This is a genomic window from Micromonospora sp. CPCC 205558 (genome assembly GCF_036902955.1).
In the GTDB taxonomy this organism is placed as follows: Bacteria; Actinomycetota; Actinomycetes; order Mycobacteriales; family Micromonosporaceae; genus Micromonospora.
Genome location: NZ_JBAKHR010000005.1, coordinates 189,780 through 213,007, shown reverse-complemented (window position 1 = coordinate 213,007; position 23,228 = coordinate 189,780). Strand labels below are relative to the sequence as shown.

Below are 23,228 nucleotides of genomic sequence, written 5' to 3'. Positions count from 1 at the left end.
AACGCGCCTTCCGGCGCGGCCACCGCTGCCCTTCGACGCCCGTCCGCACGCCGTGCTCTGAATCGTGACACGTCAGGGCATGGTTCCGGGAGTGCGTTGTGTCGCGTCTTCCAAAGTCACGGCTGCTGCCGCAGGTCGCGGCGGGGCTCCTTTGTCCGTTCTTGCGCGACAAGTGCGATCTCAGTGATCGTGGCATGGCTCGATGCCTCAGCCCCTGAACGTCGTCCGTTGTGGTGAGAGCGCTCGCTTCGTAGGCTCGTCGGCACGACGGCTGGCGCTGTCGCGGGCCCACCACGGGAAAGGACGCCGGTGCTCTACTGGCTGCTGAAGTACGTCATCCTCGGTCCGCTGCTCAAGCTGATCTTCCGCCCGCAGGTGGAGGGCCTGCGCAATGTGCCGGCGACCGGCCCGGTGATCCTGGCGAGCAACCATCTCTCCTTCTTCGACTCGATCTTCATTCCGTTGATCGTCTCGCGGAGGGTCACCTTCGTCGCCAAGGCGGAGTACTTCACCGGTAAGGGGATCAAGGGTCGGTTGATGAAGATGTTCTTCGTCGGCACCGGCACGATCCCCGTGGACCGCTCCGGCGGTCAGGCCGCCCGCGCCGCCCTGGACACCCAGTTGCGGGTCCTGCGCGCTCAGGGAGTTGCCGGCATCTACCCCGAGGGCACCCGCTCCCCGGATGGGCGGCTCTACCGGGGCAAGACCGGGGTGGCCCGACTGGCCCTGGAGAGCGGCGCGGTGGTGGTGCCGGTGGCGATGCTCAACGCCGACGAACTCCAGCCGCCCGGCAGGCTCGTCCCGCGGGCCGGCCAGGTGCGGGTCCGCTTCGGCACGCCCCTGGACTTCTCCCGCTACGCGGGGCTGGCCGGCGACCGGTTCGTCGAGCGCGCGGTCACCGACGAGGTCATGTACGAGTTGATGGAGCTCTCCGGCCGGGAGTACGTCGACATCTACGCCCAGAAGCTCAAGCAGCCCGTTCCGGCTCCGCTGGCCGCCTGACCACCCACCGCCGGGCCGACCCGGTTCGGCGGTCAGGGCAGGTGGAGCAGGGTCGGGGCGTGGTGACGGGTGGCGAAGTCGTGCAGGCGGGCGCGGGCCGCCGCGGCGACGGGTGGGTCGGTCTCGGCCAGCGGGCCGATCGCCAGCGCCAGCGTGATGACCTCGTCGGTCACGTCGGTCATCCGGGCGTAGCTGGCCGCCGCCGAGCGCAGCAGGCTCGCCGCCGTCGAGGCGTCCCCGGCGTGCCGGGCCAGCGTGGCGTCGGCGACCTGACCGGCGGCGTCAGCCCACGGGGTCATCCGGGGCGCCCGGTCGAGCATCTGCCGGACCAGCCGCGCCGCGTCCGCGCCGAGCACCCCGGCGACGTGCCCGACCGCGGGCACCCACTCCGCGAACGGAATCATCCGGGTCCGCCGCCAGTCCTCGTCCAACTCGGTGAGCAGCGCCATCGCCTCGTCGCGGCGACCCTGCACCGCCCGGCACAGCGCGGCGTGCGCCAGCGTGGACCGCAGCACCCGGTGGAACCCGCTGCGCCGCGCCGCGACCAACGCCCGCTCGACCAGATCCCCACCCGTCCTGCCCGGCCCCGCTGTTGCGTCCAACTCGGCTTCGGCCAGCCCGCGCATCCAACCCGAGACCGCCACGATGTGCAGATCCCACTCTGCGGTCGGCCGTTGGGTCGACTCCGCAGCCATCGCCAACGCCGCCGTCCAGTCACCCGCGTAGTACGACCGCGCCCACTGGTCGGCGAAGCTGGTGGCCAGGCTGTGCTCGCCGCCCAGGTCGAGGGTGAGCTGCTCGTCAACCAACCGGGCCGAGCCGGCCAGGTCGCCCTCCTCCTGCAACGCCCAGGCCAGGTTCTGCACCGCCCGGCGCCGACTGGTCAGCCGCTCCACCCGGCAGTGTTCGGTCACCTCCGCCAGCTCCGGAAACGCCGAGGCGGAGCCGGCCAGGTAGCGCGCCACGGCCAGGGTGATCCGCGCGTTGGCCTGGACCTCGCGCAGCTGGAGCCGCTCGGCGAGGGCTGCTGCCGCCCGCGCCGCGGTGCACGCCGGCTCGGTCTCCGCGTTCAGCATGTGCACCCGGGCCAACTCCAGCAGGGCGCCCGCCTTCTCCTGGCTGTCCGGTAGGTCGCTGTAGATGCCGATCGCCTGGTCGAGGCAGTGCAACGTCGTCGAACGGTCGGCCCGACTCCAGGCGGCGGTGGCGAGCAGCGTCCAGGCCCGCGCCGCCCCCGTCCGGTCGCCGCTCGTGGTGAGCCGCTCGGCGAGCCGGGTGAGGGTGTCCGTGCCCCCCGCCACCAGGAAGGCGTCCCCGTCCCGATAGAACGCCAGCTCGGCGTCGAACAGCTCCAACGCCGGGTCCGGCCCGACGTCCAGGGCCAGCGCCCGGCCGACCAGCGCGGCGGCGGTGTCCAGCGCGTGCAGCTCGTACGCCCGGCGGGCCGCCCGGTGCAGCGCGGCCCGTGCCGGCGGGGCGTAGGGGGCGGTTTCCAGCCCGACGGTCCGGGCGATCTCGTGTGCCGTCCAGCGATGGTTGGCCAGCACCTCGGCCAGGTCGTACTGCCGGCCGTCGGTGAGCTGCGCCATCCAGTCGGCGGTGCGTTGGTGGCGCAACACCCGCTCGGCCCTGGGTAGCCGCTGGTAGCAGACGTCGCGCACCAGGATGTGCCGGAACCGGTACTCGGACTGGCCGGGCATCGTCGACGTGCTCTGCTCGTACACCAGGTCGCGGCGTTGCAGGCGGTCCAGCGCACGCTCGACCCACTCCACCGGCCGCCCCAGCGCCATCGCCACCGGAGCGGCCCAGAACACCACGCCGACCACGGCGGCGGCCTGGAGCACCGCCCGGTCGGCCGGGTCCAGCAGGTCGAGCCGGTTCGCGATGACCGCCTGCACCGTGCGGGGCATCTCCGGGCCACCGTCGAGGTCGGGGCGGACGGCCGGATCGACCCCGTCGAGCAGGCCGCCGTCGAGCAGCATCCGGGCGTACTCCTGGGCGTAGAGCGGGTTGCCGTCGGCGAACTCGATCAGCGGGGTACGCGAGCCGGAGGGCAGCGTCGACTGCCCGAGGAGCAGCGAGTAGAGCGTGTCGATGTCGGTGTCGTGCATCGGCGGCACCGAGATGGACATCGCGCCACTGATCGTGCCGGTCCAGGCCGGGTGCCGTTCCCGCAGCTCCGGCCGGGCGGTCGCGACGACCAGCAGCGGTACGCCGCGCGCTGTCGCGCCCAGTTGCTCGACGAAGGCGAGCATCGCCTGGTCCGCCCAGTGCATGTCCTCGAAGGCCAGCACGGTCGGGCCGGTGGACGCCAGGGCGAGCAGGAACCGCCGCCAGGCCGCCTCGGTCTCGCCGGGGGTGAGCCGTTCGCCGGGTACGCCGATCAGCGGCCCGAGCGCCTCGGCCAGCCGGACCGCGTGCGGGTCGGCGAGCTGCCCCAGACGGGCCCGCAGCCGCTCGCGCAACGCGGCCGGGTCGTCGACCTCCGGCACGCCCACCCAGGTCTTCACGATGTCCGACAGTGCGGCCCAGGTGACGTTCTCGCCGAACGGCGGGCACTGCCCGACGAGCCAGGTGACCGGCGGACCGGGCATGCTGCCGGCGTGCCGGGCCAGCTCGCGCAGCAGCCGGCTCTTGCCCACACCGGCCGGGCCGAACACCGTCACCAACTGGGAGGTCCGCTCGGTCACCATCCGGTGCAGCGCGTTGACCAGCAGGCCGCGCTCGTGCTCCCGGTCCACCATCGGGGTCAGTTCGGCGCCACGCGGGTCCCGGTGTGGTCGGACCTGGACGGCCAGCCAGATCCGGCTCACAGCGGACCGGCCGCGCAGGGTGACCGGTGGTTGGTCGGCGTACTCCATCTCGTGTCGGGTGGCCGACCAGGTGCTCTCGTCGACGACCACACCGCCCGGCGGGGCGAACCCCTGCAGGCGGGAGGCCGTGTTGACCACGTCTCCGGTCACGAAGGCCTGCCCACCGTCGCGGGTGGCGGAGAGGTCGACCAGGGCCTCGCCGGTGGCGATGCCGACCCGGAAGCCCAGCGGCGGGTGCGGACCGGCGGGCTGGCGGGCCAGGCTCCGCTGCAGCTCCAGGCCGGCGCGGACACAGCGCAACGCGTCGTTGTCGGTTGCCACCGGCGCGCCGAACAGCGCCATCACCGCGTCACCGATGTACTTCTCGACCACCCCGCCGTACTGGTGCACGATCCGGCGCACCGTGGCGAAGTAGGTCTGCTGCAGACTGCGGGCCTGCTCCGGGTCGGCCTGCTCCGCGTACCTGGTGAAATCCACGATGTCGATGAAGAGCACGCTGACCTGACGCCGGTCCTCCTGCACCACGACGACGTGGTCCCGCAGCGGTCGGCCGCAGCTGGTGCAGAAGTTGACCTCGGTGCTGTTGGCATGCCCGCAGTGCGCACAGTTGACCCCGAGCGGCTGGCCACACCCGCCGCAGAAGCGGTCGTCCGGTCCGGCCGCGCGTGCGCAGTGTCCACACTTGAGGTCGATGTTCAGCTCCGTGGGCGAGAGGGGTCAGTATCGCGGTTGATCCGCCAGTCGGGTACCCGACGTGCGGGCGGGCAACGTCATCGATCGGTCGGGGTTAGTGTTCCGTACCAGGAAGTTTCATGTCAGGGAGAGTGCCGTGCAGGTGCGATTGTCCGCCTCGTGGACCGATCCGGGTGGGACGCAGTGGGCTCCGGGCGACACGATCGACGTCGATGCGGTGACTCTCGCCGAACTGGAGGAGCAGGGCATGGTGGAAGAGCCTGAAGGTCAGTCGGGCGGGTCGGGGGAGACCACGACCACCTCGTCGAGCACGTCCACGGCTGGTAAGCCGACCGACCCGAAGAAGATCGGTCCGGGGCCGGGTGCGCCGCCGGCCGACAGCACGGAGAACTGATCGCCCGGGTGCGGCCGGCGGGCCACCGGTCCGCCGGCCGCACCCATCGGGCAGCCTCACCCGTTGACCGCCGCGAACCTGCCCGGCGCCGGCAGCCGTAGCCCCAGGGCCCGGGTGAGCAGGGGAGCGACGATCCCCAGGGTGGCCAGCACCCCCAACCCCGAGATGACCAGCACCCATCGTGGCCCGACCACCGCTAACAGCGGTGCGCCGGCAGCGTAGGCCAGGGCCTCCGCCGCGTACGGGAACATGTAGACGGTGCCGAACACCACGCCGAGCCGTTCGGCCGGCACGTTCTGCTGGATGAGGGTGTCGGCGGCGACGTTGTGCCAGCCCGCGCCGACACCGGCCACCGCCTGACCGGCGATGGCGAGCGCGATCACCGGGCTGAGGCCGGTGACCAGCGTTCCGGCACCGAGCGCGAGCAAGGCGCCGTAGAGCATCAGGTCCATCCGGATGCGTACGCCGGTTCTCGCCAGACACATCGGACCGAGCACCATGCCGACGCCGTAGGCGGTGCCCAGCAGGCCGATCGTGACCTCGGTGGCGCCCAGTTCGGCGCGTCCGAGGGGGACGATGGCGAGGTTGTCGAGCGCGGCGAACATCACCATCACCAGGAACCCGACCGAGACCGCGCGGACGACGCTGTGTCCCCGGACCACTCGCAGCCCTTCGCGCAGCACCGTGTGCAGTGGCTCAGCCCGGCGGGTGGCCCCGGTCGCCGAGAGCGTCCGGACTCCGCCGATCAGCAGCGCGGAGAGCACGAAGGTCGCCGCGTCCACGAGCAGGGTGGCGGTCAGCCCGAGGGTCGCCAGCAGGAGGCCGCCGACGGCCGGCCCGGCGGCGATCCCGATGTTGACACCCGTGGCGAGTTGCGCGTTCGCCGCCGGCAGTTGCTCGCGTTCGACCAGGCGGGGGAGCAGGCTCCGACCGGCGGGAGTGAACGCGGTGGCGGCCGTGGTGGCCGCGGTGATCAGCGCCAACAGGACGGGCAGGGGCGGCGCGAGCAGCGCGACGGTGAGGTAGATCAACGCCTGGGCGGAGTCACAACCGATCATCAGTCGGCGCTGATCGAATCGGTCGGCCAGGGCGCCGAGTAACGGTCCGAGCAGCCGGGGCACCGTCGACGCCAGCAGCAGCAGGGCGACCGCGCCGCCGCCGTGCCGGTCGTAGACCGCGATCAGCAGCGCCGTCCGGGCCAGCTGGTCGCCGGCGTACGACACCAGGCGCGCAGACCAGTAACGACGAAATGCGACATTGCCGCGGAGTAATGACATGACCGGTGGCTCCTCACTGCTGCGGGTATGTCGGCACGGGCCCTGGAACAGGGGCGGGCGCGGCAACCTTGTCAGCGCGGTGGGGCGGCCAACAACCGCCCTTCAGCCAGTGATTCATGTCGATTTGTCCTATTTTGTACCACCCCTTCACGTCGTAGCGTCCTTGGCAAGACAGGCACGATCCATCGACCAGGGAGACGACATGGCGACCACGACGACGACCACCACGACCGCGAGCGGCTGGGCCGGACCGGGCATCTGGGCCGGGCCGGGATTCTGGGCGGGACCGGGCTTCTGGGCCGGCCCCGGCTACCAGTCGGACGAGGCCCGCTGGCTCGGCCCGACCCGCTGGATCGGCCCGACCCGCTGAGCCCGACGCGCTGAACCGCGAGAACGGTGACGCCGGCTGCCACTGGCAGCCGGCGCAGCCGTGTGTACGGGTGGGAGAGTTGGCCGACGGTGGACGACGGGTGTCCAGATCGGACGCCCGACCGGCGACGATGCTGGAGCGGGCCGGTCGGTCAGCGGTCGGCCATGCCGGCGCGGCGGCGCAACGCGGCCACGTCGGTCACCACGATCCGACGGCCCTCGGTACGCAGCCAGCCCCGGCTCGCGAACGAGCCGATCGCCTGGTTGACGCTCTGCCGGGAACCACCAGCCATCTCGGCCAGCTGGCTCTGATTGAGCTCGATCGTGATCATCGGGGCCTGGCTCTCGCCGGCCAACCGGACCAGTGTCTTCGCCACCCGACCGGGCAGGTCGAGGAAGACGTGGTCGGCGTTCTGCTCGGTGAGCCGGCGGATCAGCCCGCCCAGTGAGCGCATCACCGCGTCCAGGATGCGCGGGTTGGAATGCACCAACTCCATGAACGCGCCCCGCGAGAGCGCGAGCGCCGCGCAGTCCTCGATGGCCTCCGCCGAGGCGGACCGGGTGGACGCGTCGAGCAGGGAGACCTCGCCGAGGACGTCCGGTGGACGGATAACCGACAGCACGGCCCGCTCGCCGGTGGGTGCGGTGCGAAACACGGCCACCGCGCCACGGCGCAGCACGATCAGCGACTCGCCGGGGTCGTTCTCCACGAAGAGCAACTGCCCCTTGCGGTAGGTGCGTGGAACGGCGGCAGCGATGACGCGCTGCCGCACCTCGGGCTCCAGCCCGGCGAACATCTCGACACCCGTGAGCGCGTCACCCGGCTCTGGCAGGCGAACCTCCACGGCCCAACCCCTCCCCATGGACCACAACTCGCTCACCGGGCGAACCTGATGGGCCCCGACAAGGTGAACTGACACCGATTCGGCGTCCGGTAGCGGTACACATCAGATCATGACGGTCCGGTCGCTTGCTGTACACCCCTCGAAGCACTTCCGTGACCGTCACGAGCTGCGACGAGCCGTTCACGAGGTGTCGCCACGGCGGGGCTCACCTCCGGGTGGGCCCCGCCGGGCGCGGCCTAGCGGCGGTGGGCGAAGATGCCCGGAATGGTCTACCGCTACTTCTACGACTGCGAGTTCATCGAGGACGGCACGACCGTCGACCTCGTCTCGATCGGTGTCGTCGACGAGTACGGCCGCGAGTTCTACGCGGTCTCCACTGAGTTCGACGACTCCCGCGCCGTGCCCTGGGTCCGACGCAACGTGCTGGACAAGCTGCCCTCCCCGGCGGACCGGGCCTGGCGCTCGCGTGAGCGCATCCGTGACGACCTGTACGACTTCCTGGTCGAGCCGATCCGGGACCGGCCGGGGGAGCAGTTGGAGTTGTGGGCCTGGTTCGCCGCGTACGACCACGTGGTGCTCGCCCAGCTCTGGGGTGCGATGCCGGCGCTGCCCCGGGAGATTCCCCGCTACACCAAGGAGCTGCGGCAACTCTGGGACGACCGGGGTAGGCCGCCCCTGCCGGACGCGGACGCGGCCCGGCACGACGCCCTGGTCGACGCCCGGCACAATCTGGCCCGCTGGCGGGCGATGACCGCCCGTTGAGCGGTGGCCACGCCACCGCAGGTTTGACCGGTTCTGTCCCGGGCACGGTTCGGCCAGCCGAGCCGAGGGAGATTGCCATGAGCGACCAGCCGACCAGCGCCGTGCAGGCGCGTGCCCGGGTCACCGCCCTGGCCCGGGCGGCACGGATCTGCATGCTCACCACGACTGCTCTGGACGGGCGGCAGGTGAGCCGGCCGATGGGGCTCCAGGAGGCCGAGTTCGACGGCGAGCTGTGGTTCTTCGCCTCCGCCGACTCGGCCAAGGTCCGCCAGCTCCGGGTGAACCCGGAGGTCAACATCGCCTTCTCCGACCAGAAGCACAACGCGTGGGTGTCGATCTCCGGCACCGCCACCGAGGGGTTCGACCGGGCGCGCGCCGAGCAGTTGTGGAACCCGCTGCTCAAGGCGTGGTTCCCCGACGGGCTGGACACCCCCGGCCTGACGCTGATCAAGGTGCACGCCAGCTCCGCCGAGTACTGGGACTCGCCGAGCAGCACCGTGGTGAACCTGCTCGGCTACGCGAAGGCCGCGGTCACCGGCCGGCCACCGGAGGTCGGCGAGAACCGCGAGGTGGCCTACTGACCGGGGCGGGTGGCCGGGGCGCGCTGTCGCCGTACCGGCGGGCCGACTACAGTGCGCAGTGACGGCCCGCCCCGGGCCGGCAACGGCGCCGATGGTCTGACCTGACACATACCCTGGGGCAAATCGGGCTTTACCTGATGCTCCAGGAGGATGAGCGGATCATGCGTATCGGCGTGCTCACCGGCGGCGGCGACTGCCCCGGTCTCAACGCGGTCATCCGGGCGGTGGTCCGCAAGGGCGTCGCCACTTACGGTCACGAGTTCGTGGGCTTCCGGGACGGCTGGAAGGGCCCGCTGGAGGGTCTGTCCCGGCCGCTGGACATCGCCGACGTCCGCGGCATCCTGCCCCGCGGTGGCACCATCCTCGGCTCGTCCCGGACCAACCCGTTCAAGATCGAGAACGGCGTCGAGCGGATCAAGGACAACCTCGCCGCCCAGGGCGTGGACGCGCTGATCGCGATCGGCGGCGAGGACACCCTCGGCGTGGCCACCAAGCTCTACGAGCTGGGCGTGCACGTCATCGGCGTGCCGAAGACGATCGACAACGACCTCGGCGCCACCGACTACACCTTCGGCTTCGACACCGCGGTCAACATCGCGATGGAGGCCATCGACCGGCTGCACACCACCGCCGAGAGCCACCACCGCACCCTGGTCGTCGAAGTGATGGGCCGGCACGCCGGCTGGATCGCCCTGCACGCCGGCCTGGCCGGCGGCGCCAACGTGATCCTGCTGCCCGAGCGCCAGTTCGACGTCGACCAGGTGGCCGGCTACGTCGAGAAGCGCTTCCAGCACCAGTACGCCCCGATCGTCGTGGTCGCCGAGGGCGCCCAGCCGCTGGACGGCCAGATGGTCCTCGCCAACCAGGAGCTCGACTCGTTCGGCCACGTCCGCCTCGGCGGCATCGGCCAGTGGCTCGCCGAGCAGCTGGAGGCCAAGACCGGCAAGGAGGCCCGCACCGTGGTGCTGGGCCACATCCAGCGCGGTGGCACCCCGACCGCCTTCGACCGGGTGCTCGCCACCCGCCTGGGCCTGCAGGCCATCGACGCCGTCAACGACGGCGACTGGGGCAAGATGGTCGCGATGCAGAGCACGGACATCGTCCGGGTGCCGCTGGCCGAGGCCACCCGCGAGCTGAAGACCGTGCCGCTGGAGCGGTACGCCGAGGCTGAGGTCTTCTTCGGTAGCTGATCGATCGTCGACGGCGCGGCGGGCCTGCGGGTCCGCCGCGCCGCGAACCGATGCGAGGGGGTACGGGCCGACATGTCAGCCGGGGTGCACACGGTCGCGGTGATCGGCGCGGGCAAGATCGGTGAGCTGATGCTCTCCGGGCTGCTGCGCTCGGGATGGCCGGTGGACCGGCTACTGACCACCGCCCGCCGGCCCGCTCGCGCAGAGGAGCTGACCGCCCGTTACGGCGTACGGGTGGTCGACAACCTGACCGCGGTGGACGAGGCGGCGGTGCTCGCGGTCTCGGTGAAGCCGCAGGACGCCGCCGCGCTACTCGACGAGATCGGCCCCAAGGTGCCGGCCGACAAGCTCGTCATCTCGCTCTGCGCCGGTCTGCCCACCAGCTTCTTCAGCCGCCGGCTGCCCGAGGGCACGCCGGTGGTGCGGGTGATGACCAACACCCCGGCACTGGTCGACGAGGCGATGACCGCGATCTCCGCCGGCGCGTACGCCACCGGGGCGCACCTGACGTTGGCCGAGGAGATGTTCAAGCCGCTCGGCCAGACGATCCGGGTGCCCGAGTCGCAGCAGGACGCGGTCACCGCGCTCTCCGGCTCCGGCCCGGCCTACTTCTACCTGCTGGTCGAAGCCATGGTCGACGCGGGGATCCTGCTCGGGCTGCCCCGCCAGGTGGCGCACGAGTTGATCGTGCAGACCGCGATCGGGTCGGCGGTGATGCTGCGCGACTCTGGCGAGCACCCGGTCAAGCTGCGCGAGGCGGTCACCTCGCCGGCCGGCACCACCATCTCCGCGATCCGTGAGCTGGAGAAGCACGGCGTACGCGCCGCGCTGCTCGCCGCGTTGGAGGCCGCCCGGGACCGGGCCCGCGAGCTGGCGGCACAGGCCGACTGACCATTTGGGGCACGTCGCGGGGCCGGGTGTGCCGCATACTGGGCCGGTGTTCACACTTGCCCAGGCTCGGCACCTGGTGGCCACTCTGCGGCCGCGCGTCGACGAGTTGATCCGGGTGCGGGCTGACCTGGCCGAGTTGCGCGCCGACCTGGCCGGGCACGGCGTGAGCGCGCTCGGTGGGCGGGCCGAGGAGAAGGCGCTGGAGGCCCGGCTGCACGCCGTCGTCGACGAGCTGCACCAGCACGACATCCAGGTCAAGGGCATCGCCCCGGTGCTGCTCGATTTCCCCGGTGAGCGGGCCGGTCGCGCCGTGCTCTGGTGCTGGCTGGAGGGCGACTCCGACGTGCGCTGGTACCACCGTGCCGAGTGCGGCTTCGCTGGCCGTCGCCCGCTCTGACAGGCCCGCTTCGCGCCCCCGCGCGGCTCAACCCGCCGCTGAGGTCGGCAGGACCGGATCGCCGGCCTCGGCCACCGCGAACACCACCACGTTGTCGACGTAGTGGCCCCGCCGCCGGTCGAAGTCGCCCCCGCAGGTGACCAGGCGCAGCTCCGCCCCGGGCGTCGGCCCGTAGACCACGGCCGTCGGAAACTGGTCCTTGCGGGTACGCAGCGACCCGGTCACCCGGAACGACAACCGCTGCCCGCCGCGCCACACCTGCACGAGGTCGCCGGGCCGTAGCTCGCCGAGCCGGGCGAAGACCGCCGGGCCGCGCCGTGAGTCCAGATGCCCGGCGAGGACGGCCGGGCCGGTGTCGCCCGGGGCCGGGCCACCGCCGTACCAGCCAGCGGTGTCGAAGCCGGTCGGCGGAATCAGCACGCCGGCACGGTCCAGGCCGAGCACCGTGAGCGGTGAGTCGACGCCGATGCGCGGTACGCGTACCCGGGTGGGTGGACCGTGTGGCGTGGGCGCGGTGGCCACCGACGGGCAGTCGTCGCCGCAGCCGGGGTGCCAGCTCGCCGCCGACGGTGGCCGTTCGGCGGTGGCCAGCCCGGCCCCGGTGCCGGCGGCCAGGCAGACCGCCGCGCCGGCCGCGACCAGCGCGGCCAGCGATATCCGACGGTCACGGTGCCGCCGGATCGACGGGGCCGGCCCGGCGCTCACCAGGTGGTGCGCCGCCGCCGGCGCCAGAGCAGCAGGGCCACCGCGCCGGCCGCCGCGGCCAGGCCGCCGGCCACCATGGGGTACGCGTCGAACCCGGCCCCGGCGGTGCCACCGGCACCGGTGTCCACACCGCCGGCCGGGACGACGGTGCCGCCCTCGGCGTCGCGGCGCAGCTCGGCGGTGAGCCCGCCCTGCCGCGCGTCGAGCACCAGCAGCGAGTAGACCGCGCCGCCGGTGAGCCGCACCTCGGCGTCGGCGCTCGGGCCGCCGGCACCCGTCAGCTTCAGCCGCCAACTGCCCGGCTCGACCTGCTGGTAGTCGGTCGTGGTGGCGAACTGCACCCCGTCGGCGATCATCGGGCCGTCGGCGGCGGCCACGTCGAGCACCGGGGTCCGCACCGAGGCCTGCACGACCCGCACCTTGGCGCGGCCGTCGGTGGGGGCGCTGAGATCGTCGGTGAGCACCCGCAAGCCAAGGTCGGCGTGCCGACCGACACCGGCCACCGTGAAGGCGTCGCCGCTGGTCACCGCGACCTCGGTGGTGAGCACCGGAGGGTCGCTGGCCGGGGCGCCGGCCTCCCGCATGGCCACCGCGTACCGGCCCGGCGCGAGTTCGAGGTAGTCGGAGACCACGCCGTAACCGACCCCGGGGAAGACCTGCGGCTTCGCCGCCCCCGGCGCGGCCAGGTAGACGTCCACCGCCGGGGTGTCCGGGGAGAGGTGCGCGAGCCGGACGTATCCGACGGTGTCCGCGCCGGGCGCGGCGGTGGCCGGAACCGGAAAGGCGGCGGCGAGGGCGGCGGTGAGCAGGAGCACGCCGGAGCCGGCCAGCAGCCGGCGGGGCGCGGTACGGAGCGTGTGCATGTCGCCTCCGGAAGCACGTTCGGTGAGCGGGCGGCAACCCAGGGAAACAGGGTCCCGTGAACGGGACTGCGGCGCAAGTTGCCACAGCGATCTTTTTGTCGCTGTCGCTACCGATCGCGGATGGCGAGGAGACCGAACAGGTCGGGGATTCCGCCCGGTCCCGCTTCGACGACCCGGACCAGCCGAAGACCGGCGTCCACTGTCGCGTTCACCAGGTCGGCGAGGGGGACGTGCCAGGCGCCCACCCGTACCCGGACGCCGCTGCTGTTCCAGCTGTCGAAGGTGTGTGACCGGTCGGCGTACCGGGCGTCGACGACGACACTCGGATGTTGACTCCAGTCGGCGAACGCGCCCACGAAACACGGGTGCACACCCACGTGCACGAATCGCCCACCGGGGCGCAGCACCCGGGCGACCTCACGCAGCATGGCCGGGTAGTCGGGCAGGTCGGTGCTGGCCAGCACGCACATCGCGGCCGGCAGCGACGCGTCCGCGATCGGCAGGGCGACCGCGTCACCCCGGGCCACCGGCAACCGCCGGCGCGCGTGCCGCAACTGCTCGCCGGACAGGTCCACACCCACCGGCGTCCAACCCAGACCCATCGGCACCGGAGCGTGCGCGCCGGTACCGCAGCAGATGTCGAGGCAGGGACCTTCGCCCGCGCCGAGCAGGTCCGCCACCGTCGAGTGCACCCGGCGCAGATAGTCGCCGCCGCCGGAGATGAAGCCCTCGTACCAGTCCGCGTAGGCGTCGTACGCCGGTGTGCTCGTCGTCCCCATCCGCCGATGCTAGGGATTCAGCCCTCGCCGCCTCTGCCCCCTTCTGCCGAGGGCAGAGGCGCGTTTCCGCTCAGCGGGTGGCGGCGGCCAGGGCGGCGCGCAGCTTCGCGGCGTCGCCCGGGGCCGGGTGCTCCCAGTCGGTCGGGCTGGCGGAGTAGAGCGTGCCGTACGCCGGGGTGTCCGGCTGGTAGCGCCACCCCTCGGCCAGCGGGCCGACATCCACCGCGTCGTAGCCGATCCGGTCCAGGAAGGTGGTCACCTCGGCCTTCGCGGCGGCGTCGTCACCGGCGATCGCGAGGGCGCTGCGGTCGGCCGCGCCAGACGGCCGGGGGAGCGCGGCCAGGCCCTTGAAGTAGATGTTGTTGAAGACCTTGACCACCCGCGAGTCCGGCAGGTGCCGCTGGAGCAGCTCGCTGCTGGTGATCTCGCCCGAGTCCAGCTCGGGGAAGGCGCCGTCGCGCTGCGGGTAGTAGTTGTTGGTGTCGATGACGACCTTGCCGGCCAGCGGTTCCACGGGCACCGCCCGGTACGCCTTCAGCGGCACAGTGACCACCACCAGGTCACCGACCTGCGCGGCGTCCTGCGCGGTGCCGGCGCTGGCGTGCTCGCCCAGGGTCTCCACCAGGTCGGTGAGGGTCTCCGGGCCCCGCGAGTTGCTCAGCACCACGTCGTAGCCGGCGTCGACGGCCAGCCGGGCCACGGTGCCGCCGATGTTGCCACTGCCGATCAGTCCCACAGTTGTCATGTTCGTTCCCAACTCCGTCCACCCACGACGAATTCCCGACCAGACTGGTGGGTTATTTTGCTCACCCGCCATCGGGTAGCTGCGCAGACCGCTCGCGACCGTCGCCGTCCTGGCAGGTGGCTGGTCACGACGTGGGCCCGCTCGCCCAACGTACTGCTCAGGCCGATCGCCGACGGGCTCTCCGAGGACCTGCCACTCTCCGGTGGTGAGCGGTCCGGTCTTGATCGCGCTCGATCCAGGATGTAGTGGCGTCCGGAAGCCGGGAGGCCACTACATCCATGTTCGAGCGTGATCAAGGCGGCCCGGAGGTCGGGAAAGTCGACTCAGGCCGGGATGGGGAGGGTCTTCTCGATGGCCGCGCGCAGGTCGTCGGAGCCGGGCTCGACCGTGGGAGCGAACCGGGCGGCGACCGAGCCGTCCGGTGCCACCAGGAACTTCTCGAAGTTCCAGCGCACGTCACCGGTGTGCCCGTCGGCGTCCGGGGTGTCCACGAGCGCGGCGTAGAGCGGGTGCCGGTCGGGGCCGTTGACGTCGACCTTCTCGGTCAGCGGGAAGGTGACCCCGTAGTTGACCTGGCAGAAGTCGCTGATCTCGGCGGCGCTGCCCGGCTCCTGCCCGGCGAACTGGTTGCACGGCACCCCGAGCACCACCAGACCTCGGTCGGCGTAGGAGTCGGCGAGCGTCTGGAGGCCGGCGTACTGGGGGGTGAGGCCGCAGCGGGACGCCACGTTGACGATCAGCAACGTCCTGCCACGGTAGCTGGCCAGGTCGGCGGGGCCGCCGTTGAGGGCGTCGATGGGGATGTCGAAGACGGTCATGGGGCGAGGCTACGCGCCGGCCCGAAGACGCCCCCGGGTGTGGGCGCAGCGTGTGCACTCCGTGCACCAGGAGAAATCGAAACATGCACATCTTGACGAACTGATGACGCCGTGAGTACCGTCTCACCATCCCTTTTGGAAAGTTTCCTAACAGTTCGGGAGACGCCGCATGAAAAGATCGCTCCGCCGGGCCCTCTGGGCCGGTGCCGTGGTCGCCGTGACCGTCGCAGCGGTGCCGGTGACCACCGCGTTCGGCGCCGGCACGGTCACCACCACCTTCACCAAGGCGCAGGACTGGGGGACCGGTCACGAGGCGAAGGTGACCGTCACCAACGGCTCCAGCGCCACGGTCACCACCTGGCGCATCGAGTTCGACCTGCCGTCGGGCACCACCATCACCAGCGCGTGGGACGCCGACGTCACCAGCAGCGGCAACCACTACGTCGCGGTCAAGAAGAGCTGGGCCGGCAGCCTCGCCCCCGGCGCATCGTTCAGTTGGGGCTACAACGGCAGCGGCGTCTACAAGGCACCGCTGAACTGCACCGTCAACGGTGTCGCGTGCGGCGGTGGGACGACTCCGCCGACCACGACCCCGCCGACCACCACCCCACCGACGACGACGCCGCCCACCACCACACCGCCCACCACGCCACCGCCGACCACCAACCCGCCGAACCCGGGTGGCAAGAAGGTCGTCGGCTACTTCGCCGAGTGGGGCGTATACGCCCGCAACTACCACGTCAAGAACATCCAGACCAGCGGCTCGGCTGCCAAGCTGACCCACATCCTGTACGCCTTCGGCAACACCACCGGCGGTCGCTGCTCGATCGGTGACAGTTACGCCGACTACGAGAAGGCGTACACCGCGGCGGACAGCGTCGACGGTGTCGCCGACACCTGGGACCAGCCGCTGCGGGGCAGCTTCAACCAGCTGCGCAAGCTCAAGCGACTGAACCCCAACCTGAAGGTGATCTGGTCGTTCGGTGGCTGGACCTGGTCCGGTGGCTTCACGCAGGCCGCGCAGAACCCGGCCGCCTTCGCCGAGAGCTGCTACAACCTGGTCGAGGACCCGCGCTGGGCGGACGTCTTCGACGGCATCGACGTCGACTGGGAGTACCCCAACGCCTGCGGCCTGAGCTGTGACACCAGCGGCCCGAACGCCTTCAAGAACGTGATCAGCGCGCTGCGGTCGAAGTTCGGGTCCAACGCCCTGGTCACCGCCGCCATCACCGCGGACGGCAGCAACGGCGGCAAGATCGACGCCACCGACTACGCCGGCGCCATCGGCAACCTCAACTGGCTGATGCCGATGACGTACGACTACTTCGGGGCGTTCGCCGCCCAGGGGCCGACGGCGCCGCACTCGCCGCTGACCTCGTACACCGGCATCCCGCAGCAGGGCTTCAACTCCGACGCGGCGATCCAGAAGCTCAAGAGCAAGGGCGTCCCGGCCAACAAGCTGCTGCTCGGCATCGGCTTCTACGGCCGGGGGTGGACCGGTGTCACCCAGGCCGCTCCGGGCGGCAGCGCCACCGGCGCGGCACCCGGCACCTACGAGGCCGGCATCGAGGACTACAAGGTCCTCAAGAACACCTGCCCGGCCACCGGTACGGTCGGCGGCACCGCGTACGCCAAGTGCGGCAGCAACTGGTGGAGCTACGACACCCCGTCGACCATCAACGGCAAGATGACGTACGCGAACAACCAGGGCCTCGGTGGCGCGTTCTTCTGGGAGCTCTCCGGTGACACGAGCAACGGCGAGCTCATCGGCGCCATCAAGGGCGGTCTCGGCTGAGCCGAAGGCCTGCGCACCACCCACACGGCGGGAAGGGGCCCGCACCGCCCCTTCCCGCCCGTGACACAGCGGCCCGGTCGACGCCCAGCGTCGACCGGGCCGCCACCGTTGGGCTCGATCAGCTCGATGTGGCAGACTCGCGGCTCGGCACGTCTCGATCTCACCGTTGACGGAGGTGGTCATGCGCCCGACGCACCGCAGGCTGGTGGCGACCGCCGCCGGGCTGATGCTGCTGCCGGTCGCCCTGGTCGGCTGCGGGCTCGGTGGTGGGGGCGAGGACGAGTCCGCCACCAAGCCGGCCCGAGCGCCCGCCGAGGAGGCCGCCACCCGCTCCCGGGAGCGCGTGCAGGCGTACCTCGACGCGATGGCGGCCAAGGACGTCGACGCCGGCCGGAGCCAGCTCTGCGCTCTGCTGCACGACGGCTTCGACCTGGGCGCCACCGGCCCCAACGGTGACTTCGCCGACCATTTCCAGGTGCCGGAGGCGGCCATCACCGACATCCGGCCCGGTCCGCTCGGGCAGGAAGTCCGCGTCTCGGTCTCGGTAACGGCCGGCAAGCGCACCGTCACCCGGCCGCTGGTCTTCACCGTCACCCGGGACGGAGGCGACTGGTGCATCGCCGGGGAAGCGCCCGGTGGGCCGGCCGCGACGCCGACCGGCGTCTCCCCCAGCCCCGCGTCCTGACCGGCGTTCGGCAGATTGATCTCCCATCTGCCGGAACCGTCCCCCTCGCCGCCCGGGCACCCCGACCGTCGCCGTACGCTTTCCGTCATGCGCCATGAGTGGCATCAGCTGAGCCATCCCGCGGTGGGCAGCCCGGGCCTGCAGACCAGCCGACCGACCGTCGACTCCGCCGAGGACGCCGCGCTCGGTCTGGACCGATGGCGGGAGCTGCCCCGCGAGCAGGTCCCGCCGTGGTCCGACCCGGCCGCCGTCGCCGCCGTCTGCAAGGTCCTCGACACCGTGCCGTCGGTCGTCGCGCCCTACGAGGTGGACCAGCTCCGGCAGAAGCTCGCCCTGGTCTGCGAGGGCAAGGCGTTCCTGCTGCAGGGCGGTGACTGCGCCGAGACGTTCGTCGACAACACCGAGAGCCACCTGCTGGCCAACGCCCGCACCCTGCTCCAGATGGCGATCGTGCTCACCTACGGCGCGTCGCTGCCGGTGGTCAAGGTCGCCCGGGTCGCCGGGCAGTACACGAAGCCCCGCTCGCTGCCGACCGACGCCCGTGGCCTGCCCGCGTACCGCGGCGACATGATCAACTCGCTGGAGGCAGACCCGGCCGCCCGGGTCGCCGACCCGCAGCGCATGATCCGCGCGTACGCCAACTCGGCGGCGGCGATGAACATGCTCCGGGCGTACCTCGCGGGTGGGCTCGCCGACCTGCACGCCGTGCACGACTGGAACAAGGGCTTCGTGAAGAGCTCCCCGGCGGGGGAGCGTTACGAGGCGATCGCCCGGGAGATCGACCGGGCGCTGGCCTTCATCCGGGCCTGCGGCATGACTGACGACGAGGCGCTGCGCACCGTCACGCTCTACTGCTCCCACGAGGCCCTCGCCCTGGAGTACGACCGCGCGCTCACCCGGGTCTCCGACCGGCGTGCCTACGGGCTCTCCGGGCACTTCCTCTGGATCGGCGAGCGCACCCGGCAGATCAGCGGTGCGCACATCGACTTCATCTCCCGGATCGCCAACCCGATCGGGGTCAAGCTCGGCCCGACCACCTCCCCGGACGAGGCGATCGAGTTGTGCGAGAAGCTCAACCCGGACAACATCCCCGGTCGGCTCACCCTGATCAGCCGGATGGGCAACCACCGGGTACGCGACGCGCTGCCGCCGATCGTCGCCAAGGTCACCGCCGCCGGGGCCAAGGTGGTCTGGCAGTGCGACCCGATGCACGGCAACACGCACGAGTCGTCCAACGGTTACAAGACCCGGCACTTCGACCGCATCGTCGACGAGGTGCTCGGCTACTTCGAGGTGCACCGAGGGCTGGACACCCACCCCGGTGGCCTGCACGTCGAGTTGACCGGCGAAGACGTCACCGAGTGCCTCGGTGGCGCCCAGGGCATCGAGGATCTCGACCTGCCCGACCGGTACGAAACCGCCTGCGACCCGCGGCTGAACACCCAGCAGTCGTTGGAGTTGGCGTTCCTCGTAGCGGAGATGCTCCGTGGCTGAGTCGAGCTCGCCAGCCTCGAAGTCGGCAAGTCGGAGGGATGACAATGACTGATCTGTTCGTGGACCTGCGGTCCGACACGGTGACCCGACCCACCGCCGGGATGCGGGCGGCGATGGCCGCCGCCGAGGTCGGTGACGACGTGTACGGCGAGGACCCGAGCGTCAACGCGCTGGAGGCCGAGGTCGCCGCGTTGTTCGGGCACGAGGCGGCGCTCTTCGCCCCGAGTGGGTCGATGGCGAACCAGATCGCCCTGCAACTGTCGGTGTCGCCCGGCGACGAGCTGCTCTGCGACGCCGACGCGCACGTGGTCACGTACGAGATTGGCGCCGCGGCGGCGTACGGTGGGATCTCCTCGCGGACCTGGCCCGCGGTGGGCGCGGACATCGACCCGGAGGTGGTGGCCGGGATGATCCGGCCGGACGGCTACTTCGCCGTTCCCACCCGCGCGATCGCCGTGGAGCAGACCCACAACCGGGGCGGCGGCGGGGTGATTCCGCTGGCGACCCTGCGGGATCTGCGCGGGGTCGCCGACGAGGCGGGCGTCGCGCTGCACTGCGACGGCGCCCGGATCTGGCACGCGCACGTCGCCGACGGGGTGCCGCTGATCGAGTACGGCCGGCTCTTCGACACGATGTCGGTGTGCCTCTCCAAGGGCCTCGGCGCGCCGGTCGGCTCGCTGGTGGTGGGCAGCGCGGACAAGATCGAGCGAGCTCGGATGATCCGTAAGCGGATGGGCGGTGGTATGCGCCAGGCCGGCATTCTCGCCGCTGCCGGTCGGTACGCGCTCGCGCAGCACATCGACCGGCTGGCCGACGACCACGCGAAGGCGGCCCGGCTCGCCGAGGCGGTGGCGCCGTTCGGTGTGCTGGCCACGACGGTCCGTACCAACCTGGTCGCGCTGGACCTCACCAAGCACACCCTCGACGCACGGGCTCTGGCCGCCGTGGCGCGGGCCGAGGGCGTACTGATCTCGGTGCTCGGCCCCCGGACCGCCCGCCTGGTCACCCACCTGGGCGTCAGCGACGCGGACATCGACCGCGCCGTCGCAGCCCTACCCCGTATCTTCGCCGCAGCCTGACCCGGCCTTAAATGTCAGGCCGCACAGCAGGGGAGTCACGTCGGCGGGCGTGACCGACGGGTTGACGACGCCTGCCGCGCGGGCCCGGCCCAGTACCTCGGAGCCCTAAGAAGACCCGGCCAGGCGGGTGAGGGTGGTGATGTCGGCGGCGTGGCCCACGTGCTTCTCGCTGGGGGTTTCCACGACGGTCGGGACGCCAGCGGTTGCCGGGTGGGCCATCAACTCGGCGAAGGCGGGCTCACCGATGGAGCCCTTGCCGATGTTCTCGTGCCGATCCCGGGTGGAGCCGCACAGATCCTTCGAGTCGTTGGCGTGGACCAGCCGCAGCCGGTCCGCGCCGACCGTGGCCACCAGGGTGTCCAGGGTCGCCGTCATGCCGCCCTCGGCCGCCAGATCGTGGCCGGCCGCCCAGGCGTGGCAGGTGTCGAAGCAGACCCCGAGCATGGGGTGCCCGTCCACCGCGTCCAGGTAGGGCCCGAGCTGCTCCACCCGGGAGGCGAGCGACCGACCTCCACCCGCGCTCGGCTCGACCAGCAACATCGGCCCGCCAGCGTCGGCGGCCCAGTCGAGCAACGGCAGCAACACCTCGCGAACCTGTCGCATCGCCGCCTCGGCGTGCCCCTCGTCCACCGAACTGCCCGCGTGGAACACCACCCCCCGCGCGCCGATCGCCACACCCCGACGCAGCGCGTGCGCCAGCGTCTGAGCCGACTTCTCGACCGTGGTCGGGGTGGGCGAACCGAGGTTGACCAGCAGCGCGGCGTGGATGAACGCGGGAATGCCCCGCTCGGCGCAACCGTCACGGAACAGGGCGTCCTGCACGGGGTCGCCGTCGGGCAGTGCCCAGCCCCGCGAATTGGAGACGTAGACCTGCACCACCTGCGCGCCCGTCACGTCGGCGTACGGCAGGGCAGCCTTCGCCAGCCCACCCGAGGTCGGAGTGTGCGCGCCCACCGGTCGCGCGGAGATCGTCGGCATCAGAAGCACGTCAGGGTGACCGGGGTGCCTGGCGCCACCTGCGAGTTCTCGCCCGGGGTCTGGATCCGGACCACGGCGTTCGGGTTGATCGCCACCATCGTCACCGGGTAGCCCTGGCCCTCCAACGCCTGCTTGGCCTGCTGGCATGGCAGGTCGAGCACCCGCGGCATGACGACCAGTGGTGGCCCCTTGCTGACGTCCAACTTGACCTGGGTGCCCTTCTCCACGCCTGCGCCGTCGGCCGGGCTCTGGCCGAGGATCTCATCCCTCGGCTTGTCGGAGTCCTTGTAGGTCTCCGCCAGCACCAGGTTGAGCTGGGCCAGGGCCGTCCGGGCCTCGGTCAGGGTCTTGCCGACCAGGTTCGGCACCGTCACCGGCGCCCTGCCCCGGCTCAGAATGAGGGTGACCTTCGCCCCCGGTTTGACCTCGGCGCCCACCTTGGGGGAGCTGTCCACCACGACCCCGGCCGGCAGGCTGTCGTCGTAGCGGGGGGTGCCCTTGGCCACCACCAGCTTCGCGTTGAGCAGGTCCGCCTCGGCGAGCTCGAACTCCTTGCCGATCACGTCCGGTACGGGGAAACGCTCCGGGCCCAGCGAGAGGGTCAGGGTGATCGTGCCACCCTTGACGATCTTGGCAGTGGACGCCGGGCTCTGCCCCAGCACGCTGTCCTTCGGGGCCTTCTCATCGAAGCGCGGCTCGGCGTACGTGAGGACCAGCCCGGCGCGGTCGGCCCGCGCCTGCGCCTCGGTCTTGCTCAGGCTCACCAGCTGCGGAGCTTCCGTGTAGCGGCCGACGCCGATCCACCAACCCCCGATCGCGGCCACCAGGCCCAGCGTCACCACCACGGCCGCGACGGCCAGCCGGCCACGAGGGTTGTTCAGTACCGTGCGGCGCAGCTCGGCGAGCCGGACGCCCAGGCCCTCCGCGGGCTCCGGGGCGGCCCGACGCCGTCCCGGCCCCTGGTTGCTGGCCCCCTCGGGCAGCCGGGCCCACGACGGGCGGTTGGGCGGTTGGACCGTCGCGACCATCATGGTCGGCTGGGAGAGCGACGGTTCGTCGCTGACCGGGCGGAGTACGGCGGTGTGGCTGTTGGCGTCGCCCAGACGATCCCGGGCAACCTGCACCTCGGCCAACAGCGCGCCGGCGTCCGCGGGCCGGGCGCCGGGATCACGCCGAGTGGCCCGCTGCACCAGGTCGTCGAGGACCGACGGCAGGCCCGGCACCAGCGTCGAGGGCGCCGGCACGTCCCGGTCGACGTGCTGCCAGGCGACGTCCACCGGGCGGTCCCCGTCGTACGGCACCCGGCCGGTGAGCATCTCGAACAGCACGATGCCGGCCGAGTAGACGTCGGTGCGCGGATCGGCGCGGCCCTCGGTGACCAGCTCCGGGGCGACGTACGCCACGGTGGCCATCAGTTGGTTGCCCTGCGCCTCGTCGGCGCTCGCCTCGACCGCCCGGGCCAACCCGAAGTCGGCCACCTTCACGACGCTGTCGACCAGGTTGGCGACGCCGCCGGTGGGCGCCTCCGCGACCAGCACGTTCTCCGGTTTGACGTCGCGGTGCACGAGACCGGCCCGGTGCGCGGCGGCGATCGCGGCGAGCATCTGCTCGGCGATGGCCAACGCCTCGTCCGGGTTGAGCCGGCGTCGCTCGGCCAGCACGTCGCGCAGCGTGCGGCCCCGGACGTACTCCATCACCAGGTACGGCAGGCCGGCGTGCGTGCCCTGGTCGTAGACCGCCACCACGTTCGGGTGGGTGAGCCGGGCGATCGTCTTCGCCTCGTCGGTGAACCGGGCCACGAAGTTGGCGATCCTCGCCCGTGCCTCGCTCGCCTGGGTCGGGTGAATGATCTTGACAGCGACGGTGCGCTCAAGGCGCTCGTCGGTGGCGGTGTACACGGTCGCCATGCCACCACGGGCCACGCGACCGCGAATGCGGTAGCGCCCGTCGATCAGCGAGCCCAGCAACGTGTCGGCGACCTGAGTGTCCATCGGCAGGCAGTCTATGTGTCCAAGAGGCTAAGGATGAACAGGATGCTACAGCCGGACGCTGACCCGGGCCGTCCTGCCGGGC

The 23,228-nt window shown here is 71.7% G+C and carries 22 protein-coding genes; 12 read left to right on the top strand and 10 right to left on the bottom strand.

The genetic code is table 11. The features are described from left to right. Positions 1–309: 309 nt before the first annotated feature. Complete coding sequence (locus V6U86_RS06050) at positions 310–1,002, top strand: lysophospholipid acyltransferase family protein (protein WP_334499346.1); 693 nt, start codon at positions 310–312, stop codon at positions 1,000–1,002. Between the two features lie 32 nt (positions 1,003–1,034). On the opposite strand, the gene V6U86_RS06045 is transcribed toward V6U86_RS06050, so the two are convergent. Beyond that, the gene (locus V6U86_RS06045) at positions 1,035–4,508 is read right to left on the bottom strand and encodes an adenylate/guanylate cyclase domain-containing protein (protein ID WP_334499914.1); all 3,474 of its coding nucleotides are present in this window, start codon (positions 4,506–4,508) and stop codon (positions 1,035–1,037) included. Positions 4,509–4,644: 136 nt separating this feature from the next. Here V6U86_RS06045 and V6U86_RS06040 point away from each other — a divergent pair, with 136 nt between their 5' ends. After that, positions 4,645–4,902, top strand: a complete 258-nt coding sequence (locus V6U86_RS06040; protein WP_081884176.1) for a hypothetical protein — start codon at positions 4,645–4,647, stop codon at positions 4,900–4,902. A 56-nt stretch (positions 4,903–4,958) separates the two neighbouring features. Here V6U86_RS06040 and V6U86_RS06035 read toward each other — a convergent pair whose 3' ends face one another. Further along, the gene (locus V6U86_RS06035) at positions 4,959–6,179 is read right to left on the bottom strand and encodes an MFS transporter (protein WP_334499342.1); all 1,221 of its coding nucleotides are present in this window, start codon (positions 6,177–6,179) and stop codon (positions 4,959–4,961) included. 202 nt (positions 6,180–6,381) lie between these two features. On the opposite strand from V6U86_RS06035, the gene V6U86_RS06030 reads away from it, so the two are divergent. Continuing rightward, positions 6,382–6,549, top strand: a complete 168-nt coding sequence (locus tag V6U86_RS06030) for a hypothetical protein (protein WP_334499339.1) — start codon at positions 6,382–6,384, stop codon at positions 6,547–6,549. Positions 6,550–6,700: 151 nt separating this feature from the next. On the opposite strand, the gene V6U86_RS06025 is transcribed toward V6U86_RS06030, so the two are convergent. Then, a complete protein-coding gene (locus tag V6U86_RS06025; protein ID WP_091407574.1) occupies positions 6,701–7,393 on the bottom strand; it encodes a Crp/Fnr family transcriptional regulator in 693 nt (230 codons plus the stop codon). 264 nt (positions 7,394–7,657) lie between these two features. Between V6U86_RS06025 and V6U86_RS06020 the strand changes: the two genes are divergently transcribed. The 5 genes from V6U86_RS06020 (at position 7,658) to V6U86_RS06000 (ending at position 11,214) form a co-directional block, all read left to right on the top strand. Further along, complete coding sequence (locus V6U86_RS06020) at positions 7,658–8,155, top strand: polyadenylate-specific 3'-exoribonuclease AS (RefSeq protein ID WP_112582786.1); 498 nt, start codon at positions 7,658–7,660, stop codon at positions 8,153–8,155. Between the two features lie 77 nt (positions 8,156–8,232). Then, entirely contained in the window at positions 8,233–8,736 is a 504-nt protein-coding gene (locus tag V6U86_RS06015) for a pyridoxamine 5'-phosphate oxidase family protein (protein ID WP_334499337.1), read from the top strand. Positions 8,737–8,897: 161 nt separating this feature from the next. After that, a complete protein-coding gene (locus V6U86_RS06010) occupies positions 8,898–9,926 on the top strand; it encodes a 6-phosphofructokinase (protein ID WP_334499902.1) in 1,029 nt (342 codons plus the stop codon). 72 nt (positions 9,927–9,998) lie between these two features. Continuing rightward, complete coding sequence (gene proC, locus V6U86_RS06005; RefSeq protein WP_334499334.1) at positions 9,999–10,817, top strand: pyrroline-5-carboxylate reductase; 819 nt, start codon at positions 9,999–10,001, stop codon at positions 10,815–10,817. A gap of 46 nt (positions 10,818–10,863) precedes the next feature. Then, positions 10,864–11,214, top strand: coding sequence for a DUF2203 domain-containing protein (locus V6U86_RS06000; protein ID WP_334499332.1), 351 nt, complete (start codon positions 10,864–10,866; stop codon positions 11,212–11,214). Positions 11,215–11,241: 27 nt separating this feature from the next. Here the strand turns inward: V6U86_RS06000 and V6U86_RS05995 are convergent, their stop codons facing one another. The 5 genes from V6U86_RS05995 to V6U86_RS05975 form a co-directional block, all read right to left on the bottom strand. Further along, positions 11,242–11,919 carry a class F sortase gene (locus V6U86_RS05995; protein WP_334499330.1) on the bottom strand — a complete coding sequence of 226 codons (678 nt, stop codon included), beginning with the start codon at positions 11,917–11,919 and terminating at the stop codon, positions 11,242–11,244. Continuing rightward, positions 11,916–12,782, bottom strand: coding sequence for a DUF4397 domain-containing protein (locus tag V6U86_RS05990; RefSeq protein ID WP_334499327.1), 867 nt, complete (start codon positions 12,780–12,782; stop codon positions 11,916–11,918). The genes V6U86_RS05995 and V6U86_RS05990 overlap by 4 nt, the downstream gene beginning before the upstream one ends. Positions 12,783–12,889: 107 nt before the next feature. After that, positions 12,890–13,561, bottom strand: coding sequence for a class I SAM-dependent methyltransferase (locus V6U86_RS05985; protein WP_334499325.1), 672 nt, complete (start codon positions 13,559–13,561; stop codon positions 12,890–12,892). A 70-nt stretch (positions 13,562–13,631) separates the two neighbouring features. After that, complete coding sequence (locus tag V6U86_RS05980; RefSeq protein ID WP_334499323.1) at positions 13,632–14,306, bottom strand: NADPH-dependent F420 reductase; 675 nt, start codon at positions 14,304–14,306, stop codon at positions 13,632–13,634. Between the two features lie 323 nt (positions 14,307–14,629). Continuing rightward, positions 14,630–15,124, bottom strand: coding sequence for a glutathione peroxidase (locus V6U86_RS05975; protein ID WP_334499321.1), 495 nt, complete (start codon positions 15,122–15,124; stop codon positions 14,630–14,632). A 169-nt stretch (positions 15,125–15,293) separates the two neighbouring features. Here V6U86_RS05975 and V6U86_RS05970 point away from each other — a divergent pair, with 169 nt between their 5' ends. The 4 genes from V6U86_RS05970 (at position 15,294) to V6U86_RS05955 (ending at position 20,177) form a co-directional block, all read left to right on the top strand. After that, positions 15,294–16,919: a glycosyl hydrolase family 18 protein gene (locus tag V6U86_RS05970; protein WP_334499319.1), complete on the top strand. Its 1,626-nt coding sequence runs from the start codon at positions 15,294–15,296 to the stop codon at positions 16,917–16,919. A 181-nt stretch (positions 16,920–17,100) separates the two neighbouring features. Further along, positions 17,101–17,604 carry a nuclear transport factor 2 family protein gene (locus tag V6U86_RS05965; protein ID WP_334499317.1) on the top strand — a complete coding sequence of 168 codons (504 nt, stop codon included), beginning with the start codon at positions 17,101–17,103 and terminating at the stop codon, positions 17,602–17,604. 87 nt (positions 17,605–17,691) lie between these two features. Beyond that, positions 17,692–19,098, top strand: a complete 1,407-nt coding sequence (locus tag V6U86_RS05960) for a class II 3-deoxy-7-phosphoheptulonate synthase (RefSeq protein ID WP_334499315.1) — start codon at positions 17,692–17,694, stop codon at positions 19,096–19,098. Positions 19,099–19,142: 44 nt separating this feature from the next. Continuing rightward, entirely contained in the window at positions 19,143–20,177 is a 1,035-nt protein-coding gene (locus V6U86_RS05955) for a threonine aldolase family protein (RefSeq protein ID WP_334499313.1), read from the top strand. Positions 20,178–20,282: 105 nt separating this feature from the next. Here the strand turns inward: V6U86_RS05955 and V6U86_RS05950 are convergent, their stop codons facing one another. Together V6U86_RS05950 and pknB are read right to left on the bottom strand one after the other, a co-directional pair. Further along, positions 20,283–21,155 carry a deoxyribonuclease IV gene (locus V6U86_RS05950; RefSeq protein WP_334499311.1) on the bottom strand — a complete coding sequence of 291 codons (873 nt, stop codon included), beginning with the start codon at positions 21,153–21,155 and terminating at the stop codon, positions 20,283–20,285. Next, positions 21,155–23,146 carry a Stk1 family PASTA domain-containing Ser/Thr kinase gene (gene pknB / locus V6U86_RS05945; RefSeq protein ID WP_334499309.1) on the bottom strand — a complete coding sequence of 664 codons (1,992 nt, stop codon included), beginning with the start codon at positions 23,144–23,146 and terminating at the stop codon, positions 21,155–21,157. The genes V6U86_RS05950 and pknB overlap by 1 nt, the downstream gene beginning before the upstream one ends. Between the last annotated feature and the right edge of the window lie 82 nt (positions 23,147–23,228).